Below are 23,460 nucleotides of genomic sequence, written 5' to 3'. Positions count from 1 at the left end.
CCATTATTTTATCCTTACAGCTTGTACTCCAGCTGCCTGATATTTACCGGTATACCGGCAGTGACCAGGTACACTTCCTCTGCATGCTTCGCCAGAAGCTGGTTGGCAAGCCCGGAAAGATCGCGAAACTCCCTTGCCAGCCGGTTCATGGGCACAATGCCGTCACCCACCTCATTGGTGACGGCCACAAGGGTTGCACTGCCCGCCTGAACGGCGGCCACAAGGCTGTCACAGGCACGCTTCACCAAAGCGTAATTCCTGTCCGAATCCTCTATATCCTCAAGGCCGCACAGCAGGTTGCTGATGTACACGGTCAGGCAGTCAAACAGCAGCATATCGTGTCCGGCCGCCGCCTCCCGCACCGCCTCATGAGCGTCAAAAGGCGCCTCGTAGGTATCCCAGTCAGCCGGTCGCCGACTGCGGTGCAGGCCGACCCGGAACCTCATTTCCTCGTCCAGAACCTGCGAGGTGGCGATATAGGCAATTTTCCGGCCGTATTTGGCCGCATACCGCTCCGCAAAGGAGCTCTTGCCGCTTCTTGCCCCGCCTGTCACCAATATAAGCCTTCCCATCAATCTTACCTCGTTTCAAAGCCGACAACACAAAAACGCCTACACCCTGCCCTGGCATCTGATGCGGTAGTTCCAGCAATTGCCCACAAAGGCCACTGCCGCCTCCGGACAGCCGGCAAAATGTATGTGCAGGTAGGAACCGGCCACGTTGCCCCTGCTGCTGACAAAGCCTCCCGGATACACGGCGCCGTTTCTCATGCGGGTGAACTGAAAGGCCCTTTCGCCTGTAACATCCGCCTCGCCGGCCATTTCCGAGGAAAAATGAAATTCATGCCCTTTCAGCTTCATGCCGGCCTGGCCAAGACAGCAATCACGCTGCAGCTCCGCCTCAACATAGCCCACCATCTGCAGCCGCTTGTTCATCCTTACCCTGCCGGGCAGGACACCGCACATCGGATACTCCCTGCCCTCGAAATCCGTCAGCGAATCACTCAGGTACATATAGCCGCCGCACTCGGCAAATACCGGCATGCCGTCCTCCGCCGCCCGCCGTATGGCTTGAAGCATTTCCCTGTTGCCGCTGAGCTTTTCAGCAAACATTTCCGGAAAACCTCCCCCTAGAAGCAGGCCATCCGCCTCCGGCAGTTCCCTGTCCTGCAAGGGACTGAATTCCACAATTCTGGCCCCCAGCCGTTCAAGGGTTGCCAGACTTTCCGGATAGTAGAAGGAAAACGCCTCATCGCGGGCGAGGGCAATCCTTATCCTGCCGAAATCATCCGGGAAGCTGCGCTTGCGTCCCTCTATGACCTGGGACAGGTAAGCGTCCTTTTTATCTGCCACCTTCTGCAGGGCAGGCGCGCTGTGAGCCACCTGCATGAGCGCGGCAAAATTAATCTGCCTTGCCATGGCCTCCCCCATGGCATCCACGACCCTGCCGGCCTCGTTTTCCTCCACCGGCAAAAGCCCCAGATGCCGCTCCGGCATCACCAGCGCCTCGTCACGGCGCACTGCCCCCAGCACGGGAATCTGCAGCTGTGCCAAAGCGTCTTCAATCATTTTCTGATGATTGTCCGAGCCGATGCGGTTCAAAATCACGCCTGCCAGCCGCACCCTTGCATCGTACAGCTTGAAGCCGAGGGCAATAGCCGCCGCTGACGCCCCCATGGACTTGCAGTCTATGACCAGCACCACAGGCGCATCCAGCATTCTGGCGATTTCCGCAGTGGAGCTGATGCCCCCGTTGCCGCCATCATAAAGTCCCATCACGCCTTCTATCAGGGCAAAATCACTCTGGGAAGCCGTGTCAATAAAAGCATTTACCATGGTTTCCCCGGATACCAGCCACGTATCCATATTGTACGCAGGACGGCCGCTGGCCAGCCTGTGATAGCCGGGGTCAATGTAGTCAGGCCCTATCTTGTAGGACTGCACCCTGACCTCCTGCTGCCGCAGTGCCGACAGCAGGCCTGTTACTATTGTTGTCTTGCCGCAGCCACTGCTGACGGCGCCTATTACCAGCCGTGGAATTCTGTAAGCCATAAAGAGCCCTTCCCTGTTTGTCTGTCCATACTACCAGCCTGTCATCTGCTGTTGTCAATTATATACATAATCGCATTGATAACGGCCGCCGCTATAGGGCTGCCGCCCTTGGTGCCCTCCACCGTAACATAAGGCACGATTGTATTTGCCGCCAGGGCCGCCTTGGAATCCGCCGCCCCTACAAAGCCTACAGGAATGCCCACTATCGCCGCAGGGCGCAGGCCTTCCTCCTCCACCATGCGCAGCACCTCAAAAAGTGCCGTAGGCGCATTGCCAATGGCGATAATGGCGCCTTCCATATCCCGGCCAAAGCTGCGCATGGCCGCCATAGAGCGGGTGATGCCCTGCTCCTTCGCTGCAGCCGCAATCTCCGGCTCTGCCACCCTGCAGAAGACCTCTCCCCCGAAGGAAGCCAGCTTTCTCTTGTTGATGCCGGTGCGCACCATTTCCACATCGGTATAGATATTGCAGCCGGACTGCAGTGCCTTCTTTGCCGCCCCGATGGCCTCCGGATGCAGGCGGATAATAGGTGCGTACTCCACATCACCGGCCGCGTGAATGATGCGGGAATAAACCCTGATTTCCTCTTCACTCAGATTCAGCTTTTCCAGATATGGCGCAATAATTTCCATACTGCGGTTTTCTATTTCCATAGGCTTTTTGATAAAATCCATCATAACCTCCATAAATAAACAGCCTGTGCCGCAGGCAGCAGCTACTGCAACGCAATAAAATCCACCACGGCCTCAAAGGTATAGGCTATGTTGTCATACCGCATGGCAGGCCTGTCGATAATCACCAGCGGCAGGCCCAGCTCCATGGCAGCCGCAAACTTCGTATCGGCCCCTCCGGCAGCTCCGCTGTTCTTGGTAACGACCACCTGCGCCCCGTACTTTCTGTACAGCTCCTTGTTCAGCTCCAGAGAAAAAGGCCCCTGCATCGCTATGATGCTGGCCGGTGTAAACCCCAGCTCCCTGGCCAGCTGTACCACCTCCGGCTCCGGCAATATGCGGCAGACCATTTCCCTGCCCTTCATGGCAGGCGACCTGGCAAATACCTCCAGCCTGCGGCTGCCGGTGGTGAGAAAAATCCTCTTCCCCAGCTCCGCCGCCTTTTCAGCGGCCCTCTGATAATCCGCCACGTAGTACGCCTTGTCATAATCCAGCGGCGTCTGCTGACGCTCATATCGGATGTAGGCAACCCCGGAGCCGTGGCATGCCTGCATGGCATTTTCAGAAACATTGGCCGCATAGGGATGGGAGGCATCCACAAACACGCTGACGCCGTGCTGGCGGAAATACGCCATAAATCCCTCCGCATCCAGCGCTTCACAGCTTACCTGCAATCCCTGATAGCTCCTTAGCAGGCTTTCACCGTAGCTGCTCACCACCGAGGCCGTCACCTGATAACCGCGCTGCAGGATATAGCCTGCCAGTTCCCTGCCATCCTGGGTGCCTGCCGCCACAAAAATTCTCCCCGCCATAGAAGCTCACTCCCCGGAAATCCTGTAGCCCCGCGGCGTAATCATGTAGCCATCCTGCACGTAGGTATTGCTGTTGCCGATGATTACCATGGAGAACATGCCGATTTCTTCCTCCGTAAAATGTCCCAGATCGGACAGGACGGCATGCTCCTTCTCACGGCTGGCACTGGTCACGATGCCCACAGGAGTTTCCGGACTGCGGTGCTGCAGCAGGATTTTCTGAATTTCAAAAATATAATCAGGACGATGCCTGCTCTTTGGATTGTACAGGGCAATCACAAAATCGCCCTCCCCGGCCAGGGCGGCGCGCTTTTTAATCAGCTCCCACGGCGTCATCCAGTCGCTGAGGCTGATAACGGCAAAATCGTGCATCAGTGGCGCTCCCAGTATGGAGGCCGCCGCATTGACGGCAGAAACGCCTGCCACTACGCCGCCCCATTCCGGACGCTGTGCCTCCGGCAGCTGCAGAAGCAGCTCCAGCACCAGTCCTGCCATGCCGTACACGCCGGAATCACCGCTGGATACAACCACCGTATCCCTGCCGGCAGAAGCGGCCTCCACTGCCGCCCGGCAGCGGTCAACCTCCTGCGTCATGCCTGTGCCGATAACCTCCTTGCCTGCCAGCAATGGCTCAATCAGCTGTATATACGTCTTATATCCGGCCACCACCTGCGCCGCCTCAATGGCCGCCCGCGCCCGCGGTGTCATATCCTCAAAGCTGCCCGGGCCTATGCCCACTACAACTATTTTTCCCATATCAATGCTACCGTCACTTTCTCGTATTTTCTCTTCGGCAGGGCAATCCGGCCACGCTCCGCACAGCACAGCGCCGCCGCCTCGCAGACATTCCCCACGCCGATATTTTTCTTCACAAAGGCGGACTCCTTCAGTCCGTAACGCTCAATCGCCGCCGCCAAAAGCTGATTGTCCAGGAAGCTAATCGGCACCCGCAGCCTGTCTGCCGCCGCCAAAAGCCCCTCTTCATCAGCCTTTACCGCCGTGCTGGCCAGCCGGTCAATGCGCCCGGCCTCCCAGCCGATCAGGCCGCAGGCATCCTGCAGTGCCGCCAGCACCAGCTCCGCAGGCGTCCCCCGGCGACAGCCAGCACCGGCTATCAGCCGCCTGGGGCGCAGATAAAGCACCTGTCCGTTCACCACGCCTGTCCGGTCGCTGAGAACAACATACAGGCTTTCCTGCCCGTCCATCCCGCAGCTGCCAGCCGCGGCGGCTACGCCCTCCAGCCTTGCCGCCAGCTCACCACCATCGACCACCTCATAAGGCACATGGCTGGCAAGCAGGCGCTTCTCGTACTCAGCCCTGCATTTCAGGCCGCTGTCCAGCAGATAAACAGGCTCCCTGCCCCGCAGAAGCGCCCCGTTGAACACCACCAGATTTTCCTTCGGCCAGGGCACCATGTCCAGCCGCCCCGCCAGAACATCTGGTGCCAGCAGATGATTGACATCCGTTGCCGTGGTAATCACAGGATTGCTATGCAGCTTTGCCGCCAGAAAGCGCGTCAGCTCATTGGCGCCGCCAACATGCCCCGACAGCAGGCTGATGATATTCTGCCCCCTGTCGTCCAGCACCAGTACCGCCGGGTCAGACAGCTTGCCGGCAATATGCGGGGCAATCGAGCGCACCACAATCCCGGCCGCCATGATAAAAATCAGGGCATCATACCGCCCAAAGGCCGCCTGCAGTTCCTCCGCCAGCTTTCTGTACAGGTGCGGCTCCGCTGACATCCCGGAGAGGACGTCACAATCCGCCACCTTCTCATGCACATATATATCCACCTGCCGTCCGACGCAGGCCGCGGCAATTCTTTCCGCCACCCTGCATCCCTGCTCCGTGGACGCAAAAACAGCATACCTCATGGCTATTCACTGGCAGTCCTGAACATGTGGCTGAACTCAGGGGCATACAGCCTTGAAAGCTCATAATCCGCCGCAAGGCACCTGCTCACCACAATCATGGCCGTGCGGTCAATGCCCTTGTCCGCAATTTCCCCGCAGATGGTGGCGAGAGTGGCCCGAACAATCTTCTCCTCCGGCCAGGATGCCCGCTGAACAATGGCAATCGGCGTGTCAGGGCTGTAGCCTCCGGCAATCAGCTCCTCCACCACCTCATCCAGCATGGCAATACTCAAAAAAATGCACATGGTCGCCTGATGCTCCGCCAGCGACCGCAGTTTTTCCCTGTCAGGCACCGGCGTCCTGCCCTCGTTTCTGGTGATGATAACCGTCTGGGAAATTCCCGGCAGGGTATACTCCTGCTTCAATGCCGCCGCCGTAGCAAGAAAGGAGCTTACCCCCGGCACCACCTGATACTCAATGCCCAGCTTGTCCAGCTCGTCCATCTGCTCCTGAATTGCCCCATAAATGCTGGGATCTCCCGTGTGGAGCCTCACCACCATCCTGTCCCGGGCCACGCCATCCTTGATGACCTCAATCACCTGCGGCAAGGTCATGGATGCGGAGTTGTGAATCTCACAGCCGGCCTTGGCATAGTCCAGCAGGACGGGATTGACCAGCGAGCCTGCATAAATAATAATATCGGCCTCTGAAAGCAGTTTCTGTCCCTTGACAGTAATCAATTCCGGATCCCCCGGTCCGGCACCAACAATAAATACCTTCATCCTTATTGCCTCCTAAAAATTAATCAGCTGACAAAAACAGCCACTGCTCATACATTTCCTTCCAAAGCATCCGCCCCTGACGAGGGGTGCTATTTTATCTTTTCACAGGCAACGATGAATACGGGATTGGCGGCCTTTGCCATATCATAGCCGCCCACCTGCTCCCAGCGGTTCACCTGCACCTGTACTGTTTCATATTTATATAGTTCACTGGCCCGCATATAGTTCAGGCACTGCATCAGGGTCTGTACCGTAATGCAGTTCAGGACAAGCCTGCCGCCTGTTTTCAGCAGGCCGCCCACCCTGTCGAGAATCGGCTCCAGATGACTGCCGCTGCCGCCTATAATCACCGCGTCCAGCTCCGGCAGTCCATCCATGCCGTCAGGCGCCTCCGCCTGAATGATGCGGATATTGTCCAGCCCGAATTTTTCGGCATTGGCCTGAATCAGCCCGATGCCCTCCGGGTTCCGCTCGATGGCATAGACCATGCCGCCATCCCCGGCCGCCTGCATGGCCGCCTCACAGCTCAAAGAGCCTGTTCCGGCCCCCACATCCAGCACCATATCGCCCTTTTTTATACATGCCTTGGCTATAGTCAGAATCCTGATTTCCTGCTTTGTCATGGGAACCTTGCCACGTATGAACTCATCATCGGGAATCCCTATGCTCCATTTCCTTTTCATGCTGTCACCACCAATATGCAATGGCTGTACACGGGGTAATTTTCCGCTTCTGCCAGTGTAGTCCTGATTACAACCTCGTCCTCATAGGACAGCCTGCTGCACACGGCCAGCCCGGTTTCCCCCGGCCAGCCCCTTTCCAGCAAAAGGCGCGGAATGGTGTGGGAATTATACTTCCCGTCCGTCAGCATCCCTGCCAGCCGCCCCGGCGCATACGCCAGCCTGCCTTCCTCCGGCACCCTGCCGTGAAAGCTCCACAAATCCGCCTCATGCCAGGGCAGGGCCAGCCGCGCAAAGGCCATCTGCATGGCGCTGATGCCGGGAATTACCCGGATGAGCTCCGCCGGAAACTCACGGCGCAGGGCATCCAGCAGTGAGTAATAACCGGGATCCCCCGATACCATCACCACTACATCGTCATGCCGGAGGCCGCGGCGAATAAAATCCATGACGGCCGGAATATCCGCCCCTATGACGCATTGTTCCTGCACACCTTCTCCGGCATACTGGGACAGCGCCCTTCTGCCTCCGGCCAGCAGTCTTGCCTCCCTGATGGCGCGCCGCGCCTCCGGCACCATATAATCAGGATGGCCGGGGCCTATACCGGCTACGATTATTTTATGCTCCAACCAAAATCACCGCCAATCTCCCGCGCCGCAGCATCCATGCCCAAAAGCTCCCCCTGCAGGGTTACCAGCACAGTGCCTATCCGCACCTTGTTAAAAATCAGTCTTTCTGCCCGATAGCTGGCACGGGCGGCAATCACTTCATAGACCTTTTCCAGCCCGAACTCCGCAATCACCGGCAGGGCTTCCTCCGTAGTCACCGCCGCCAGAATCCGCTCTATGCCCTCACGAGGCATGCCCATAGCCCCGCTGTAGGCCGCCAGCACCTCCAGCCGGGCATCCCCCACCCTGTTGTGGGTGTGGAATACGCCTGCCGCCACCTTGGCCAGCTTGCCGATATGCCCGAAGAGCAAAAGCCTTTCCACGCCTATATCTGCCGCCGCTTCCAGCATATAGCCGATAAAATTGCTGGTCTGCACCATTGCTTCCTCCGGCAGTCCCCAGCTGACGGCAATCCGTTCCCCGATTTTGCCCGGCACAAAAATCTGCGTGGCAAAGCCTGCCGCCTTGGCCACCTTTATCTGCGGCACAAGGGACTCCTTAAAGGCTTCCTCCGACATGGGCCGCAGTACCCCCGTAGTGCCTATCACCGAGATGCCACCCTCTATGCCCAGCACCGGATTGAGGGTTTTCTTTGCCAGCTCCCTGCCGGCGGGAATATCAATCCGCACTTTGCAGGGCCTTGGACTGCCAAAGGCATCCAGCAGGCTGTTGTACACCAGCTTCCTGGGGCCGGGGTTGATGGCAGGCTCACCCACGGACAGGCTTAGCCCCGGCTTCGTGGCATGGCCGATGCCCTCGCCTGCCTCAAGGAGAATATTTTCATACCGCACGCTGGAACCATGCACTGCCGTCAGCTCCTGCTCCGAAGAAACCATCGTCAGGGAAACGAACACCGAGGTGCCATTGGTGATATCAGGATCATCCCCCGCGTCCTTGACAATCTCCACCCGGACGGCAGGCGACACCTGTCCCCCCGGCAGCTTCACATCCGCCAGCTTCTCGATTTTCTTTACGGGTATCATCAGCCTGGTACCATCCAGAGCCGTGATTTCCACCTCATCAGCCGTCAGCCTGCCCTGCAAATACAAGGCCGCCGCCTTGGCCCCTGCCGCCACGCATGCCCCGGTAGTATAACCGCCCCGCAGTTCCTTCGCCACTCTCATCACCTGCCATTATCCGTCCAGCCTTGGTGCTCTGCTCTCCATACTCTGTGCCCTCTGCCGGCTATCTATAGCCTCATGACCTGTCAAACAGCGCCCGCGCAAAGTCCTCTGCCACAAAAGGACGCAGATCATCCACGCCCTCGCCTACGCCAATCCACTTGACCGGCATGGAAAGCTCCGCCTTGATGCCGATAACCACACCGCCCTTGGCCGTTCCGTCCAGCTTGGTGAGCACCACGCCGGAAATCGGGGCCGCCTTGGTAAAGATATTGGCCTGGCTGATGGCATTCTGCCCGGTGGTGGCATCCAGCACCAGCAGGGTTTCATGAGGCGCATCAGGAATTTCCCGCTGAATAACGCGGTTGATTTTTTTCAGCTCTTCCATGAGGTTGGCCTTGGTCTGCAGGCGCCCTGCCGTATCAATCAAAAGCACATCAATATTCCGCGCCTTTGCCGCCTTGACGGCATCGTAAGCCACAGCCGCCGGGTCGGAGCCTTCCTCATGGCGGATAACCCGCGTACCGGTGCGCTCTCCCCATACCTCCAGCTGGTCAATGGCCGCCGCGCGGAAGGTATCTGCCGCCGCCAGCATGACGGACTTGCCCTGCGCCTTGTAGTAGGAAGCCAGCTTGCCGATGGTGGTGGTCTTGCCCACGCCGTTTACGCCGATGACCAGCAGGACGGTAGGGCCTTCCTCTGCCACCCTCGTTTCATCAGAGCCATTGGCCAAAAGCTCGGAAATCCTGGCCTGCAAAAACGGCTTCAAATCCTCCGGCGTGTTGATTTCCTTCTTCTTGATGCCCTTGCGCACGGCCTCCATCAGCTTTTCCGTGGTATTCACGCCCACATCAGCCATAATCAGAATCTCTTCCAGCTCGTCCAAAAGCTCATCATCAATATCTGCATAGCCGATAACCAGCTTTTCAATCTTATTGGTAATAGTTTCCCTGGTCTTGGCAAGACCCTTTTTCAGCTTGTCAAAAAATCCCATCTATAAATCCTCCTAAAGTTCTTCCGATATTTCCAGTAATCACACTATCCATTATCCATATCAGGCCTGACAATCATGCCCGGCATGGCGGTCATCAGCCGCAAACTGCCATTTCCACACGGCATCACCGCGCCTGCACGGCAGGCCTCATTCCTCATAATCCTGCAGCTTGACCGACAGCACCTTGGACACACCGGCATCCTCGATGGTTACGCCGTACATGGTGTCAGCCGCCTCCATGGTTCCCTTGCGGTGGGTGACGATAATAAACTGGGTATGCTCGGCATATTCCTGCAAAAATGTGCCAAAGCGCCCGATATTCGCCTCGTCCAGCGGCGCATCAATCTCATCCAGCACGGAAAACGGCGCCGGACGGTATTTCAGGAAGGAAAACAGCAGGGCCACCACGGTCAGGGCGCGCTCGCCGCCGGACAGCACCGACAAATTCTGAGTTTTCTTTCCCGGCACGGTCACCATGATATTCACGCCGGATTCCAGCACGTTCTCCTTGTCCGTCAGCAGGATTTTGGCCTGCCCGCCCCCGAAGAGCTGAACAAAAATCTCCCCGAAAAACTCGTTTATCTTGACGAATGCCTCCCGGAACTGCCGCGTCATGGTGGCTTCCATCTCCCCGATCAGCTGCATGAGGTCAGCCTTCGCCTTTTCCAGATCCTCCGCGTTGCCGGACAAAAAGCCGTGGCGCTGCTGCAAATCAGCATATTCCTGCGGCGCATTGGGATTGACCGCCCCCAGGGCATTCAGTTCATTATCCAGCCCGCGCAGCTTCCGCTTCAATTCCGCCGGTTCCAGCTCCGGAGCTTCCTCCGCCGCCCTTTCCGGCACCAGTCCGTAGCTGCTCAGCATTTCCTGCTGGCACTGCTCTATATCATAGTCAATCTTGGAGGCATCCAGCTCAATCTGGTGCAGCTGATTCTGAATATCCGTCAGCCTGCCATGTGCCTCCCTGACTTCTTTTTCATTGTTTTTCTTGTCTGACAGGCGGTTCATGCGCTGCTTATAGACAGCCCTGTGCTCTTCATCTGCCGCCACAAACCTGCGGTTTTCCAGCTGGCTGGCTTCCATCAGCTCCCCGATGGAGGCCATGCTGTCAGACAGCTCCTTTTCCAGCGCCGCCAGCTCATCATTCTGCTGGCGGGAGGAATCCTCGCACCGCTTCAGCTCCCTCTGCCGCAGCAGAATCTGCTCCCTTGCCCTGATGGCCTGCTGCTCCAGCACAGCTTTTTCCATCTCCAGCTTATTGGTAGCGGCGGAAAGCTCATCCGCCTCCCTGTCCAGTGCATCGTACTTTTCAGCCATCTGCTGCAGCTCCGCTGACAGGCCCTGCTTTTCCTGCTCAAAGCCCGACAAAGCCTCCTGCAGCTTCCTGATTTCCTCACGGCGGTTCAAAAAACTGCTTTCCCTGTTCTGCTGACTGCCGCCTGCCAGAGCGCCGCCGGGGCTCAAAAGCTCACCCTCAAGGGTGACAATCCTCAGCCGCTGTCCCAGCTGCCTGTTCAGGGCAAGGGCATTGTCCAGCGTATCCACCACAAGGGTACGCCCCAGCAAAAAATCAGCCACCCTGCTGTATTTCGGCTCCGTGCCGACCAGCTCGTTGGCCCAGCCCAGCACGCCTCCGGCACCCGCCGGGACATTCTCACGATTCAGCCTGACCGTAATGGAGGACAGGGGCAGAAAGGTTGCCCTGCCCAGCCGGTCACGCTTCAGCATTTCAATGGCCGATTTGGCCGTATCCGTATCCTCTGTTACAAGATTCTGCTGACTGCCGCCCAGAGCCACCTCAATGGCAGTCACGTACCTGCCCGGCACCTGCAGGAGCTCCGCCACGGCACCGCAGACACCCCTGCGCCACGGCCGCTGGCTTTTCAGCACCGCCCTGACAGCCCTGCCAAAGCCCTCATAGGAGCTCTGGAGCCGTTCCAGCACCTGCACACGGCTGGCCGTAGTGTGGATATTTCTGTCTGCCGCCTGCTGACGCCGCGCCAGCTCGTCACGCCTGCCCTTCATGGACATCAGCTGTTCGCGCAGTGCCTTTGCCTGCTGGCGGTTGGCCAGCACCGCATTTTCCGCCTCCAGCTTCTTCGCCTGTGCCTGAGCCTCGGATTTTTCCAAAAACTCCACATTCTGACGGGCTTCCTCCGCCGTTGCCGCCAGCTCCTTCAACAGCTGCTGGTGACGCTGGCGGTTTGCCTTGCCCTGACGGCGGCGTTCCTCCAGCACCCTGATTTCACTGTCTGCCGCCTCAATCCTGCCGTGGATTTCATTCCTTTTCGCCGCCAAAGCCTCCATCTGCTTTTCCAGCGCCAGAATTTCCGCATCCAGCTTGGCAGTGCGCCCCTCAATCAGCTGGACGGCGGTACTTGCCGCCAGCTCCTGATCCTTCTTTTCCTGCGCGGCGCTGTCGAACCTCTGCCGCCTGCCCTGCAGCTCCTGATACCTGTGATACAGCTCCGCCAGCTGAAATCTCTTCAGCTCCGCCTGCAGCTCCTGATGCCTTGCCGCCTTTTCCGCGCTGATTCGCAGTGGCTCAAGCTGGTTCTCTATCTCACCAAGGATATCATAGACGCGCTGCAGGTTGCCCTCCGTATCATCCAGCTTCCGCATGGCTTCCTTTTTGCGGTTCCTGTACTTGGTAATTCCTGCCGCTTCCTCAAAGAACAGCCTCTTTTCCTCCGGGCGGGCATTGAGAATCTCATCCATCTTGTTCTGGCTGATGATGCCCATGCTGTCGTGCCCGATGCCTGAATCCGCAAAAAGATTGGTGATGTCCTTCAACCGGCAGCGGGACTTGTTTATATAAAACTCGCTCTCGCCTGTCCTGAAAAGACGCCTTGTCACCACTACCTCGTTAAAATCCACCGGCAGGCTGCCGTCATTATCAAAGTACAGGGAAACCTCCGCCACGCCCATCTGGCGCCGGGTTTCACTGCCCGTAAAGATAATATCCTCCGCCTTGACGCCGCGGAGATTGCGGACATTCTGCTCCCCCAGCACCCATTTTACCGCATCGGAAATATTGCTCTTGCCACTGCCATTCGGCCCCACAATCGCCGTAATTCCCTTATCAAATTCAACCTCTATCTTATCAGCGAAGGACTTAAAGCCATACGCCTCCAGCTTCTTCAACTGCAAACAATCCACCAGCCTGCCATTTTATATTCCATGAAAGCTATTCATCTTACAAATCTATATTCTATCATAAATTGTACGAAAAAAACAGCAGGTATACATATAAATACCTGCTGCTGTAAAAAACTATCGTACCATCTTCTGCAAATAGGCCCCGCTGTCTGACAGCAAAAGCTTTATCCGCGCAGGCATACTCTTTTTCCACAAAAAGCAATGCCATATTTCCAAACCTTGTTTATTCGGCGTTTTTCAAATTCGGCAATATAAGACAAATCCTCTATCTGTGCCAGCGCCTCCAACGCCTTTGCTTCCAGATGAGCCTCATCCTCTGCCCGCTTAAATTCCAATATTACTCCATAATACTTTTCATCCATAGGCATCAGTGCCAAATCAAATCTGCCATAACCACTTTCACGGTTGGATTCCACCAGATGCGTATCCTTTAAAAGCACGCAAAACCCCAGCATCATGCCATGATAAAAGCTTTCACCATTGGCGGCATCATAGCAGCTCACATTATTGCGCACTATCGTTGCCAACACAGACTCAAAAGCTCTGACATTTCCGGAAAGCATGGCGTCCAGCATCTTGCGCAAGCCGCTGACAGCACCGCCGGACATCATATTAGCCAGAATTTCACGCCCAAACAAGCTATAAATCTCCTTGTTCGGTATCTTCAACTCAGCCTCCTGCCCGTATAAATCATCCCTCACTCTGACACATTTCAAATACCCGGCATTCAGCAGTAACGTATATAAATCATCCGAATTTTTACCTATATCCTCATAGATAACCCCTTCACTGACCTGCTTTGCCACGGTCTCCCATTTCATCAGGCTGTGCAAATCCTCGGCCTGCTCCTGTTCTATCCCCCTCAGCATCTGCCTGATAATCCCGTTCCCGGAGGTGTTTACCCAGTAGGCACCTGCCCTGCAGCCCTCCTGAAAATACTGAATTACCGACCATGGATTATATATATCAGCACCAGCAAAATTGTATCCATTGTACCATTCCTTTAGTTCCGGCATCTTATCCTCATGCCGTAAAGCTACTGTCATCCCGGACACTTCTTCCTCCGTAAAGCCAAAGGCAGTATTAAAGGATTTAGACGTTACAGAGCAAATACGCAAATTATTCAAACCGCTGAAAATACTCTCTTTAGCTATACGCAATACACCTGTCAGCACAGCAAATTCCAGCGCCTCATTTCCCTTCAATGCTTCACTGTAAAACTGTCGCATAAAGCTTATCATCTCGTCGTAAAAGCCGTTTTCCCACGCATACTGCACAGGGGCATCATATTCATCAATCAGCACTATCGGCTTTATGCCATAGTGACGATACAGCATATTCGATAAATTTCCAAGGCTCAAAGTCAGGTCAGCATAACTGCAGAGCTCATTGCCCTGCCGCATATTTACATAGTATTTCTTCTCGTCATCACTAATTGCCGCAGATTTTTCCAAAAACCAATACTGCCTGTACAACCTGGCCACAATCGCCTTCAGCAAAGCAAAGGTATCTGCATATCCACCTGCCGCCACAGCTTTCATGGATAAGAAAATAACCGGATATTTCCCACGGTGCTGCATATACTGATTTCCGGCACGGCTTATTTTAAGCTCGGCAAAAATATCACTATCGGCTGCATTTATATCAAAAAACTCTTTCAGCATGCTCATGGACAAGGTCTTGCCAAAACGCCGCGGACGAGTGAACAGCGTTACCTTGCTCCTGCTATCCAGCAGTTCTTTGATGAACAAGGTCTTATCAACGAAATAATAATTTCCCTCAATAAGCTCCCGAAAATTCTCTATGCCTATTGGCATTTTGCACATACACAGCCCCCCCTTTGGCAACAATTGCCTCACCTACATTTTATAGCAAAAACATAAGTATTGCAATAAAAAAGCAGCCCGTAGGCTGCTGTAAAAAACTATCGTATCATCTTCTGCAAATAGGCCCCGCTGTCTGACAGCAAAAGCTGCAAATAAAACCGTATTCCTCGTTGATGGCAAAGAGCTTGTCCGAGCGCACCGAGGACTCAGGATTGTCACGGCGATAATAATACCCCGGCTTATCAATAAACATCACCCTTTGGGCGTGGCACATCAGCTGAAGCCAGAAGCCGTTGTCCTGATAGGATGCCCTCAGGCGGCATACATGACGGTATTTTTCTCACGCTTACAGCTCTATTACGCCGTAATGCACCTTGGAATACTTTCCGCCCACCAGCCTGCTGAAGCCCAGCCGGGCAAATTCACCACTGCCGCTGGCTTCCTTCATGACAACCCGCAGCCTTGCCACGCGGCAGGCCTCCTGCACCGCTTCCCCGGACAGAGGCCGATGGTCAGCCACGCCCCGCAGGGGCGAAATGCTGCTGCTGGCCGTCAGCGGCTTCCTGAACATTGGGTCAAAATACACCACATCCACGGAGTTATCCGGTTGCTGGCGGAGATAACTCAAATAATCATCATTTACCACATTGATGCGGCGCATGGCGGCATACAGGGGATAGTTGCCCGGCAGAAAATGCTGCAGGCCGTAGCCTGTCACTGCCGCAATCAACGGACTGACCTCCAGCCCCGTAACACTGCCGCTTTCTCCAACGCCAAAGCTGGCCACTATGGCATCCGCCCCAAAGCCCAGGGTACAGTCCAGCACAGACATGCCCTCCTGCAACCCCATTGCCTCGGTCATGTGGTCTTTTTCACCTAACCGCAGATTTTTCAGGCGCAGCTGGGACATATTGGGATGGAAAAACAGCTCTCCTGCCTCCGTGTGCAGGCGCAGCTCCTTTTGCAGAGCCACCAGCACCGCATCCGCCTGATAGCGTTCCATCAGCTCCGACACCGATTCCTTCTGCCGCGGCACCTGCTTCAGCCCCAGCCTTTCCGCCATCTCAGCCGCCAGCTCAAGGCTCTCCTTATGACATTTTCTATCTGTAGTCACCACTGCAACCATAAAACTTCACCACCAGACTAAATTTAGTTTAGGACATGCACAAATTATGTGACACATGGTTTGGCAGAAACGAAGAACGGCATGACGTGTACCATTCACAGGGCACTAAGACGCGCCTCGGTACTTAACGATACACAAGCCACAGGCGCAGTGTGAGTTTAGTACCGCTAGGCGTGTGGTGCAGTGCAGTCCTGTGGTCATGTGTTAATTTCGAGGATAAATCCCTAGCTGCTAGGCGCCGGAGGAAGGCATGGGGGTTCCATGCCGACTGACGGCAACAACGTAGATGGGGATTTAGACCGAAAGTAGCACATAGACCATTGGACTGCACTGCACCTAGTAGCGCGAGCGTGCCCACGAATGGTACTGCCATGCCGTTCGCGATATTATTGCTTATATTATTGCTTATATTATTACTGATATGGTTCCGCCATATTCAAAAGCCTGTCCGCTTAAACATCTTCGCCAGCTCATCGGTACTGAACTTGATGATTGTCGGGCGGCCATGGGGACAGGTATACGGCATCGCCGTATCATTAAGCTCCGTCAGCAAAATCTCCATCTGCCGGAAATTCAGCTTAAATCCGGCCTTGATGGCCGCCTTGCAGGAGGCGGTGGCAATAGCCGCCTGGCGGATTTCCGCCGCTGATGGCTTGTGCAGTTCCTCCAACGCCGCCAGAATTTCCCTGATAAAATCCTCCGCTTCCACGGACGGCACATCCGCAGGCACCTCGGTCAGACGGAACTGATTTGGCCCGGAAGGTTCCAGCCCGAAGCCCAGCTCTTTCAGCATAGGCAGATTTTCCTCGATAACCTCTGCCTCATGACTGCTGAAATCCAGCAAAAGATGCACCAGCAGCTGCTGAACCGGAATCTCTCCCGCCCGCGCCGAAAACCTGTCAAACAAAATGCGTTCATGGGCGGCATGCTGGTCAACGATATACAGGCCATCTGCATCCTGGGCGATAATATATGTGTTGTCCACCTGCCCGATAGGCACCATCTGACATGCCCCGGCTACGCCGTTTTCCACAGGCACGGAGGTAGGTGCAGGCATGGACATAGACGCAGAATCCGGCACGGCGTCAGAAACAGCGTCAGGCGCAACACAAGGCACAGCGTCAGACATAACACCAGGCACGGCGTCAGGCGCAACATCCAGACCGGCGTCAGGCACAGCAGGCGCCTCCCGCCACTGCATGGCCGCCTGCCTGCGCGCCTCGTACACAGGCACATACCTGACAGCGGCTGACGAAGCGCTTCCCGCTTCATTTGCTTCCAGCAGGCTTTCCATATAAGGCTTCCCTGCCGCCTGCTCAGGCTCATTCTGCACGTTCTCCTGCCTATCCCGCATTTCCGGCATTTCCTGCGCCTGCTCTACTACATGGGATGTCTGCATCCCCTGCATGGATTGCCAGCCGCGGGCCACATGCCTGTCTATCTCCGCCTGCTCCACGCCTGCGGCCATATTTCCCAGCTTTCCCAGCTGACGCACCTCTTCCCTTGGCCTGATGGCATCCAGCACAGCCTTGTAGACAGCCTTGAATATCCTGCCCTCATCCTCAAACTTCATCTCGCTTTTTTGAGGATGCACATTCACATCAATAGTATGCTGGGGCACCTGAATATTCAGCGCCACCAGCGGATAGCCCGTCCTGGGTATCAGTGCATGATAGGCATTGTCAATCGCTTTGGCAATAGCGCGGCTGGCAATAATCCTGCCATTGACAATAAAGGTCTGCCAGCTGCGGCTGCTCCTGATGGCCGATGGCTTGGTAACATAGCCTGACAGCCGTATATCCCCGTCCTCAAAGTCCAGCGGCAGCAGCGCACTGCCCACCGTGCCGCCGTAAATGCTCTGCAGGGTATCCTTCAAATCGCCATTACCCGGCGTGGACACGGCCATCCTGTTATTATTTATCAGCTTGAAGGCAATCTGCGGATTGGAGATAGCCAGCTTGATGATAAATTCATTGATTTTGCCGCCCTCGGTATTGTTGGTCTTCAAAAATTTTTTTCTGGCGGGGGTATTAAAAAACAAATCCTCCACCCTGATGGTAGTGCCCAGCCCACAGCCGGTTTCCCCAATCTCCGGCGGCTGGCCGCCGCTGATTTTTATCTCTGTCCCCAGCTCGGCACCGGCCTGACGGGTAGTCAGGGTAAAGCGGGAAACGGAGGCAATGCTGGGCAGAGCTTCCCCCCGAAACCCCAATGTGCCAATCGTCAGCAAATCATCAACCTGCACGATTTTGCTGGTGGCATGGCGGAGAATAGCCATCTCCGCATCCTGACGGCTCATGCCGATGCCGTTGTCAGACACGCGCATAAAGCTGGTGCCACCGGCGGCAATCTCCACCTCGATGCGGTCAGCGTGGGCATCAATGGCATTTTCCACCAGCTCCTTGATAACGGAGGCCGGACGCTCCACCACCTCACCGGCGGCAATCTTATTAATCGTATTATCATCCAGAACATGCACAAAGCTCATCCCAGACCAGCCTCCTTCTTCGCCTGCTGCTGCAGGCGGTACAGCTCATTGATGGCTTCCAGCGGTGTCATGGTCATCACATCCAGCTTCAGCAAATCATCACTCAGACTGCCGGCAAAGAGGGAGCCCATGCCATCAATGGAGGCCGCGGCCTTTCCTTCCTGCACCGAGGCGGTACCGCCGCCGTGTTTGCTATTTTTGCTATCTCTGCCATTATAACTGCTGTGTTTTTTGCCGTCAGCTTCGCCACTTGCCCCGCCTGTTTCAGCAGTTTCCGCAGACTGCAGGGCGGCCGCCCCCTTTTCCAGACCGGCCAGAATTTTTTCCGCCCGGCCTGTCACCGCCTGGGGCAGTCCGGCCAGCCTTGCCACATGGATGCCGTAGGACTTGTCCGCCGCCCCGGCGATAATCCGCCGCAGGAAGGTAATATCCCTGCCCTTTTCCTTGACGGCGATACAGAAATTCCTGATTTTGCCGTCCTCCAAATCCGTCAGCTCATGGTAGTGGGTGGCAAACAGGGTCTTGGCATGCACCTTCTCCCTGATATGCTCTATCACCGCACGGGCGATGCTCATGCCGTCAAAGGTGCTGGTTCCCCTGCCTATCTCATCCAGAATCACCAGGCTGTCACCGGTGGCATACTTCAAAATCTGCGCCACCTCGTTCATCTCCACCATAAAGGTGCTCTGGCCGCTGACCAGATCATCACTGGCGCCAATGCGGGTAAAAATCCTGTCCACCGGTGCAATCACCGCTTCCCGCGCCGGAATAAAGCTGCCAATCTGCGCCATCAGCACCAGAAGCGCCGTCTGCCGCATATAGGTGGACTTGCCCGCCATATTCGGCCCGGTAATCAGCATAATCTCGCAGTCATCATGGTTCAGCCGCGTATCATTGGGCACGAACAAATCCCGCTGTAGAATCCTTTCCACCAGCGGATGCCGCCCGTCCTTTATATCTATCCGGCCGTTGTTTGCCAGCCGCGGCCGCACGTAGCTGTAGCTTGCCGCCGCCTCCGCCAGCCCTGTCAGCACATCGAGGCGGGCAATCTCCCGCGCCGTGGCCTGAATATCCCCCAGCCTTGCCTTGATGGCTTCCCGTATTTCCACAAAGAGGTTATACTCAATGGAAACGATTTTTTCCTGCGCTCCCAGGATTTTCGTTTCAAATTCCTTTAGTTCCTCTGTAATATACCGCTCCGCATTGGCCAGTGTCTGCTTGCGGACGTAATGAGGCGGCACCTTGTCCGCACCGCTGTTGCGCACCTCGATATAGTAGCCAAAAACCTTGTTGTAGCCGATTTTCAAAAAGCGGATGCCGGTCTTTTCCTTCTCCTGCTCCTCCATCTGCTGTAAAAGCTGTCTGCTGTCGCGGGAAATCAGCCGGTACTGGTCCAGCTCGTCATTGTAGCCGTCACGGATAATCCCCCCGTCACGGATGGTCAGCCCCGGCTCATCCACAATGGCCCGCTGCAGCAAATCCACAAAATCCTCGTAGAGATGAATGCCCTCCCGGCACTTCTGCAACAGCCTTGACCCTGCCCCCTCAAGGGCGGCATGGATGTCCGGCAGGGCCATAAAGGAGGTGCGCAGGGCCGCCAAATCCCGCGCATTGGCACTGCCCACCTCGATGCGGGTCAAAAGCCGCTCAAAGTCATAAATGCTTTTGCAGGCGGCCTGCAGGCGCTGACGCATGAGAAAATTGCCCGTCAGCTCTTCCACGCTGTCCAGCCGCTGATTGATTTTGCCGATATTCATCAGGGGATATTCCAGCCACTTCTTCAAGAGCCTCGTCCCCATAGCCGTATGGGTAAAATCCAGCACATCCAGAAGGGTATCCTTCTTGCCGCCGTCACGGAGGTTTCTGGTAATCTCCAGATTGCGCAGGGTGCAGGTATCCACCACCAGATTTTCCGAATAATCCAGCCGCGTCAGCCGGGAAAGATGGGTTAAATCCGTCATAACCGTATCATGGAGATATCCCAGAAGGGTGGCCACGGCCTTCTCTGCCGCCTGTTCTGACGGACGGTTGTTGATGTCAAAATGCTGTACCAAAAGCTCCTGCACATTTTTTACCGGCTCCGCAATATCCGTAAAGAGGCAGTTCGCCATCCTGAGAGACACGAATTCCTCCAGCTCCCCGCGGCAGTCCGGCTCCCCCAGCACCAGAAGCTCCGGCATCATAATGCGGTACAGCTCGTCGTACAGCCCCTGCCGGCGGTCAGCTCCCGTATAGATGCAGTAAAAACACTCGCCGGTGGAAATATCCGCTCCCGCCAGCACCAGCTGGCCTTCCTGTTCATACACCAGCGCAATATAATTATTCTGGGCGGATTTCAGCACGCTTTCCTCAAGGATGGTGCCGGGAGTGACGACCTTTACCACCTCGCGCTTCGTCAGGCCCTTTGCCTTGGGGTCGCCAATCTGCTCGGCAATCGCCACCCTGTAGCCCTTGGTCACCAGCTTGCCCAGATAGCTGTCCACAGCATGATAGGGTATGCCGCACATGGGATTTTTGTCCACATCCCCGCTGCGGCTGGTCAGGGTAAGCCCCAGTTCCTTGGACACCACCTCCGCGTCCTTGAAGAACATCTCATAAAAATCCCCCAGGCGGAAGAACAAAATCTCGTTGGGATGGGCCTTTTTTATTTCCATGTATTGCTGCTGCATCGGGGTAAGTTCCATGCGTACAAATCTCCTTTAATCCTTGCAATCAACCATTACGCCTGATTGCCGCCCTTAATCATTGCAATTATAACTACAATTAAATTAACAACAACAAGCAAATTAATAACAACAATTAATTGCCGCAATCAATCCCGGCAGGTAATACTGCTGGCAATTACTGCAAATCACCTTTCAGGAGCCAGGTCTGGGCGGTATGTATCTTCACCTGCACCAAATCCCCCGGCTTTTCACTGCCGCCATGCTTCCAGAGCACAAGCTTGTTGGTATCGGTGCGCCCCGTCCAGACCGTCACATCCGTCTGGCTCGGCCCCTCCACCATAACCTCCGCCGTCTTTCCCACCAGTTGCTGATTGATTTCCAGGCTGATGCTGTTCTGCAGCTCCATCAGGCGGTTCAGCCGCTCATGCTTACAGCGGTCATCCACCTGATTGTCCATCTCTGCCGCCGGTGTGCCGGAACGCTTGGAGTAAATGAAGGTATAGGCCTGATCATAGCGTATCTCTGCCAAAAATTCCATCAGCTGCTGAAAATCCGCCTCGGTTTCGCCGGGGAAGCCCACGATTAAATCAGTAGTCAGGCTGGCCTCCGGCACCGCCGCCCTGATTTTTTTTACCAGCTCCCTGTAGCCCTCCACCGTATAGACGCGGTTCATGGCCTTTAGAATCCTGTTACTGCCGTACTGCACAGGCAGATGGAAATGCTTGCAGATATGGCGGCTGTTTTTGATGACCTCAATCACCTCGTCGCTCAAATCCTTCGGATGGGAGGTCATGTAGCGTATCCTTTCGATGCCCTCCACCTTGTCCACCATGGCCAGGAGCTCTGCAAAGCTGGCCCTGCCGTGATCCTTGCCGTAGGAGTTGACATTCTGCCCCAGCAGGGTAATCTCCTTGAAGCCCTGCCCGGCGGCCTCCTGCACCTCCCTGACGATATCCTCCGGCAGGCGGCTCCGCTCCCTGCCCCTCACATAAGGAACAATGCAATAGGTACAGAAATTATTACAGCCGTACATGATAGGAATCCACGCCGACAGGGCCGTTTTCCTGTGAATGGCTATGTCCTCCGGCATTTCGCTTTCCCTGATTTCCGTGTCCACCACATGCTTTACGCTGGCGGCTTCCAGCTTCTGCACGGTGCTGACAACCTCGTGAATTTTGTTGGTGCCCAGCACAAAATCAATATGAGGCGCCCTTTTGATGAGCTTTTCCCCTTCCTTCTGTGCCATACAGCCGGTAATGCCCAGCAGTAAATCAGGATTTTTCCGCTTCAGGCCCTTGATTTCGCCAATCTTGCCGTACACCTTGTCCTCTGCCGTTTCCCGCACACAGCAGGTATTTATCATGATTAAATCAGCCTGCTCCATGCTTTCCACAGGCTCATAGCCAATTTTTGCCAGCTCCCCTTCCATGCGCTCCGCATCGCTGAAATTCATCTGGCAGCCATAGGTTAAAAATTTTACATATTTTTTGTTTTCTGTCACCTTTTATATCATCCTTTTACATATTTTCCATACAATTCATCATAGATTGATTCTTAATTGTAACAAAAAATGTCAGAAATGTCTACCGCAGCGGAATGTGCCGCCCCGCAAAATCGCTTCATGCAATAAAAAGCGTAAATATATTTTTACCTGTAATAATCTCCCCGGCCGGGCGTACAATAGGTGGAAATGATGTAAAAATTCCCGCCGGAGGCAGACCTGTCGGCAGGAATTTTGCAAAATGTATCGAATATAAGTAAACGTAGACAATATCTATTTAAGAAATGAGGAATGTACATCATGAAGAGGTTTTTTATTTTTCTCTCCGCCCTTACCCTGGCAGTCCTGATGCTGACCGGCGTCTGCAGTGCGGCCGGGCAGGGAAGCAACGGCAAGGACAAGGTAGCCATCCTGCTGGTAGGCAGCAACGATTTCAAATCCACCCAGTATTTCACCATGATTGAAAACCACTTTTTAAAGAACAATCCTCACGCCGGCCAGATTGTCCTGGGTACCGACATCCAGAGCAAGTATCAGGAATACTGGCTGGACAAGGGCTTTCTGGAGGAGCAGCAGCCAACCAAGGATGACCTGCTGGCCATGCCGGAGTACCTTGGGGTAGACAAGGTGCTGGTACTGGTTGTAAAGGATCCTGTGGTGGAAAAGCATTGGGCAGTCACCCTCATGGAGTCCGGGGAAAAATCCCGCGCTTCCATCCAGATTAACGCCTTCCTGATTGATAACGAAAAAATCATCAAGAGCAAGGTTTCCAACAACGAGGATGATTCCTTTTCCAGCGACCTGCGTGCCAAGCGCGGTGCCTTCAAGAAGTGCATGAAGGAGCTGAGTACCGAGATGCTGCCGCTTTTCTAGGGCATCCCACAGCATTGTCAATATTTATATCCTAAGCTGAAATAATAAATTAAAAGGGCCGTTCCTGAAATCTGGAACAGCCCTTTTTTACATGGCAGTTTTTTCACACGGCAATCCTTCGCCGCGGCCATTACTGATTTTTGTATTTATCCCATGCACCGGTATAATCATCAATATCAAATTTTTCAG

General features: G+C 55.2%; 19 protein-coding genes. 1 reads left to right on the top strand and 18 read right to left on the bottom strand.

Going from position 1 to position 23,460, the window contains the following annotated elements; translation table 11 throughout:
- Nucleotides 1–14: 14 nt before the first annotated feature.
- The 18 genes from cobU to miaB all read right to left on the bottom strand — a co-directional run bounded on the left by cobU (nt 15) and on the right by miaB (nt 22,398).
- A complete protein-coding gene (gene cobU, locus ACI3UA_RS00315) occupies nt 15–572 on the bottom strand; it encodes a bifunctional adenosylcobinamide kinase/adenosylcobinamide-phosphate guanylyltransferase (RefSeq protein WP_439722836.1) in 558 nt (185 codons plus the stop codon).
- Nucleotides 573–611: 39 nt separating this feature from the next.
- Entirely contained in the window at nt 612–2,051 is a 1,440-nt protein-coding gene (locus tag ACI3UA_RS00310; protein ID WP_439722835.1) for a cobyrinate a,c-diamide synthase, read from the bottom strand.
- Between the two features lie 41 nt (nt 2,052–2,092).
- Nucleotides 2,093–2,725, bottom strand: a complete 633-nt coding sequence (locus tag ACI3UA_RS00305; protein WP_439722834.1) for a precorrin-8X methylmutase — start codon at nt 2,723–2,725, stop codon at nt 2,093–2,095.
- Nucleotides 2,726–2,766: 41 nt separating this feature from the next.
- On the bottom strand, nt 2,767–3,534 hold the full coding sequence (gene cobK, locus ACI3UA_RS00300; protein WP_439722833.1) for a precorrin-6A reductase: 768 nt from the start codon (nt 3,532–3,534) through the stop codon (nt 2,767–2,769).
- 6 nt (nt 3,535–3,540) lie between these two features.
- Nucleotides 3,541–4,290: a precorrin-3B C(17)-methyltransferase gene (gene cobJ, locus ACI3UA_RS00295; RefSeq protein WP_439722832.1), complete on the bottom strand. Its 750-nt coding sequence runs from the start codon at nt 4,288–4,290 to the stop codon at nt 3,541–3,543.
- Nucleotides 4,278–5,366 (bottom strand): cobalt-precorrin 5A hydrolase, encoded by a 1,089-nt coding sequence (locus ACI3UA_RS00290; RefSeq protein ID WP_439722831.1) that lies wholly within the window; start codon nt 5,364–5,366, stop codon nt 4,278–4,280. The genes cobJ and ACI3UA_RS00290 overlap by 13 nt, the downstream gene beginning before the upstream one ends.
- 44 nt (nt 5,367–5,410) lie before the next feature.
- Nucleotides 5,411–6,169, bottom strand: coding sequence for a precorrin-4 C(11)-methyltransferase (cobM, locus tag ACI3UA_RS00285; RefSeq protein ID WP_439722830.1), 759 nt, complete (start codon nt 6,167–6,169; stop codon nt 5,411–5,413).
- Nucleotides 6,170–6,258: 89 nt separating this feature from the next.
- The gene (gene cbiT / locus ACI3UA_RS00280) at nt 6,259–6,852 is read right to left on the bottom strand and encodes a precorrin-6Y C5,15-methyltransferase (decarboxylating) subunit CbiT (protein WP_439722829.1); all 594 of its coding nucleotides are present in this window, start codon (nt 6,850–6,852) and stop codon (nt 6,259–6,261) included.
- Nucleotides 6,849–7,478, bottom strand: a complete 630-nt coding sequence (gene cbiE / locus ACI3UA_RS00275) for a precorrin-6y C5,15-methyltransferase (decarboxylating) subunit CbiE (RefSeq protein ID WP_439722828.1) — start codon at nt 7,476–7,478, stop codon at nt 6,849–6,851. Before cbiE ends, cbiT begins: the two co-directional genes overlap by 4 nt.
- The gene (gene cbiD, locus ACI3UA_RS00270; RefSeq protein WP_439722827.1) at nt 7,463–8,635 is read right to left on the bottom strand and encodes a cobalt-precorrin-5B (C(1))-methyltransferase CbiD; all 1,173 of its coding nucleotides are present in this window, start codon (nt 8,633–8,635) and stop codon (nt 7,463–7,465) included. Before cbiD ends, cbiE begins: the two co-directional genes overlap by 16 nt.
- Nucleotides 8,636–8,714: 79 nt before the next feature.
- Nucleotides 8,715–9,632 (bottom strand): signal recognition particle-docking protein FtsY, encoded by a 918-nt coding sequence (gene ftsY, locus ACI3UA_RS00265; protein ID WP_439722826.1) that lies wholly within the window; start codon nt 9,630–9,632, stop codon nt 8,715–8,717.
- Between the two features lie 147 nt (nt 9,633–9,779).
- Nucleotides 9,780–12,782, bottom strand: coding sequence for an AAA family ATPase (locus ACI3UA_RS00260; protein WP_439722825.1), 3,003 nt, complete (start codon nt 12,780–12,782; stop codon nt 9,780–9,782).
- 173 nt (nt 12,783–12,955) lie between these two features.
- Nucleotides 12,956–14,617, bottom strand: coding sequence for an AAA family ATPase (locus ACI3UA_RS00255; RefSeq protein WP_439722824.1), 1,662 nt, complete (start codon nt 14,615–14,617; stop codon nt 12,956–12,958).
- A 106-nt stretch (nt 14,618–14,723) separates the two neighbouring features.
- Nucleotides 14,724–14,870 (bottom strand): hypothetical protein, encoded by a 147-nt coding sequence (locus tag ACI3UA_RS00250; protein ID WP_439722823.1) that lies wholly within the window; start codon nt 14,868–14,870, stop codon nt 14,724–14,726.
- A gap of 93 nt (nt 14,871–14,963) precedes the next feature.
- Entirely contained in the window at nt 14,964–15,743 is a 780-nt protein-coding gene (locus ACI3UA_RS00245) for a class I SAM-dependent methyltransferase (RefSeq protein WP_439722822.1), read from the bottom strand.
- Nucleotides 15,744–16,179: 436 nt separating this feature from the next.
- Nucleotides 16,180–18,231, bottom strand: coding sequence for a DNA mismatch repair endonuclease MutL (gene mutL / locus ACI3UA_RS00240; protein ID WP_439722821.1), 2,052 nt, complete (start codon nt 18,229–18,231; stop codon nt 16,180–16,182).
- Complete coding sequence (gene mutS, locus ACI3UA_RS00235; protein WP_439722820.1) at nt 18,228–20,915, bottom strand: DNA mismatch repair protein MutS; 2,688 nt, start codon at nt 20,913–20,915, stop codon at nt 18,228–18,230. The genes mutL and mutS overlap by 4 nt, the downstream gene beginning before the upstream one ends.
- 157 nt (nt 20,916–21,072) lie before the next feature.
- The gene (miaB, locus tag ACI3UA_RS00230; RefSeq protein ID WP_439722819.1) at nt 21,073–22,398 is read right to left on the bottom strand and encodes a tRNA (N6-isopentenyl adenosine(37)-C2)-methylthiotransferase MiaB; all 1,326 of its coding nucleotides are present in this window, start codon (nt 22,396–22,398) and stop codon (nt 21,073–21,075) included.
- A gap of 300 nt (nt 22,399–22,698) precedes the next feature.
- Here miaB and ACI3UA_RS00225 point away from each other — a divergent pair, with 300 nt between their 5' ends.
- Nucleotides 22,699–23,271: a hypothetical protein gene (locus ACI3UA_RS00225; RefSeq protein WP_439722818.1), complete on the top strand. Its 573-nt coding sequence runs from the start codon at nt 22,699–22,701 to the stop codon at nt 23,269–23,271.
- The last annotated feature ends 189 nt before the right edge of the window (nt 23,272–23,460 follow it).

The sequence above is a fragment of the Anaerovibrio sp. genome, assembly GCF_051866355.1.
Taxonomy (GTDB): domain Bacteria; phylum Bacillota; class Negativicutes; order Selenomonadales; family Selenomonadaceae; genus Anaerovibrio.
Note: the sequence above shows the minus strand (reverse complement) of the source record. Positions and strands in the feature narration are given on the sequence as shown.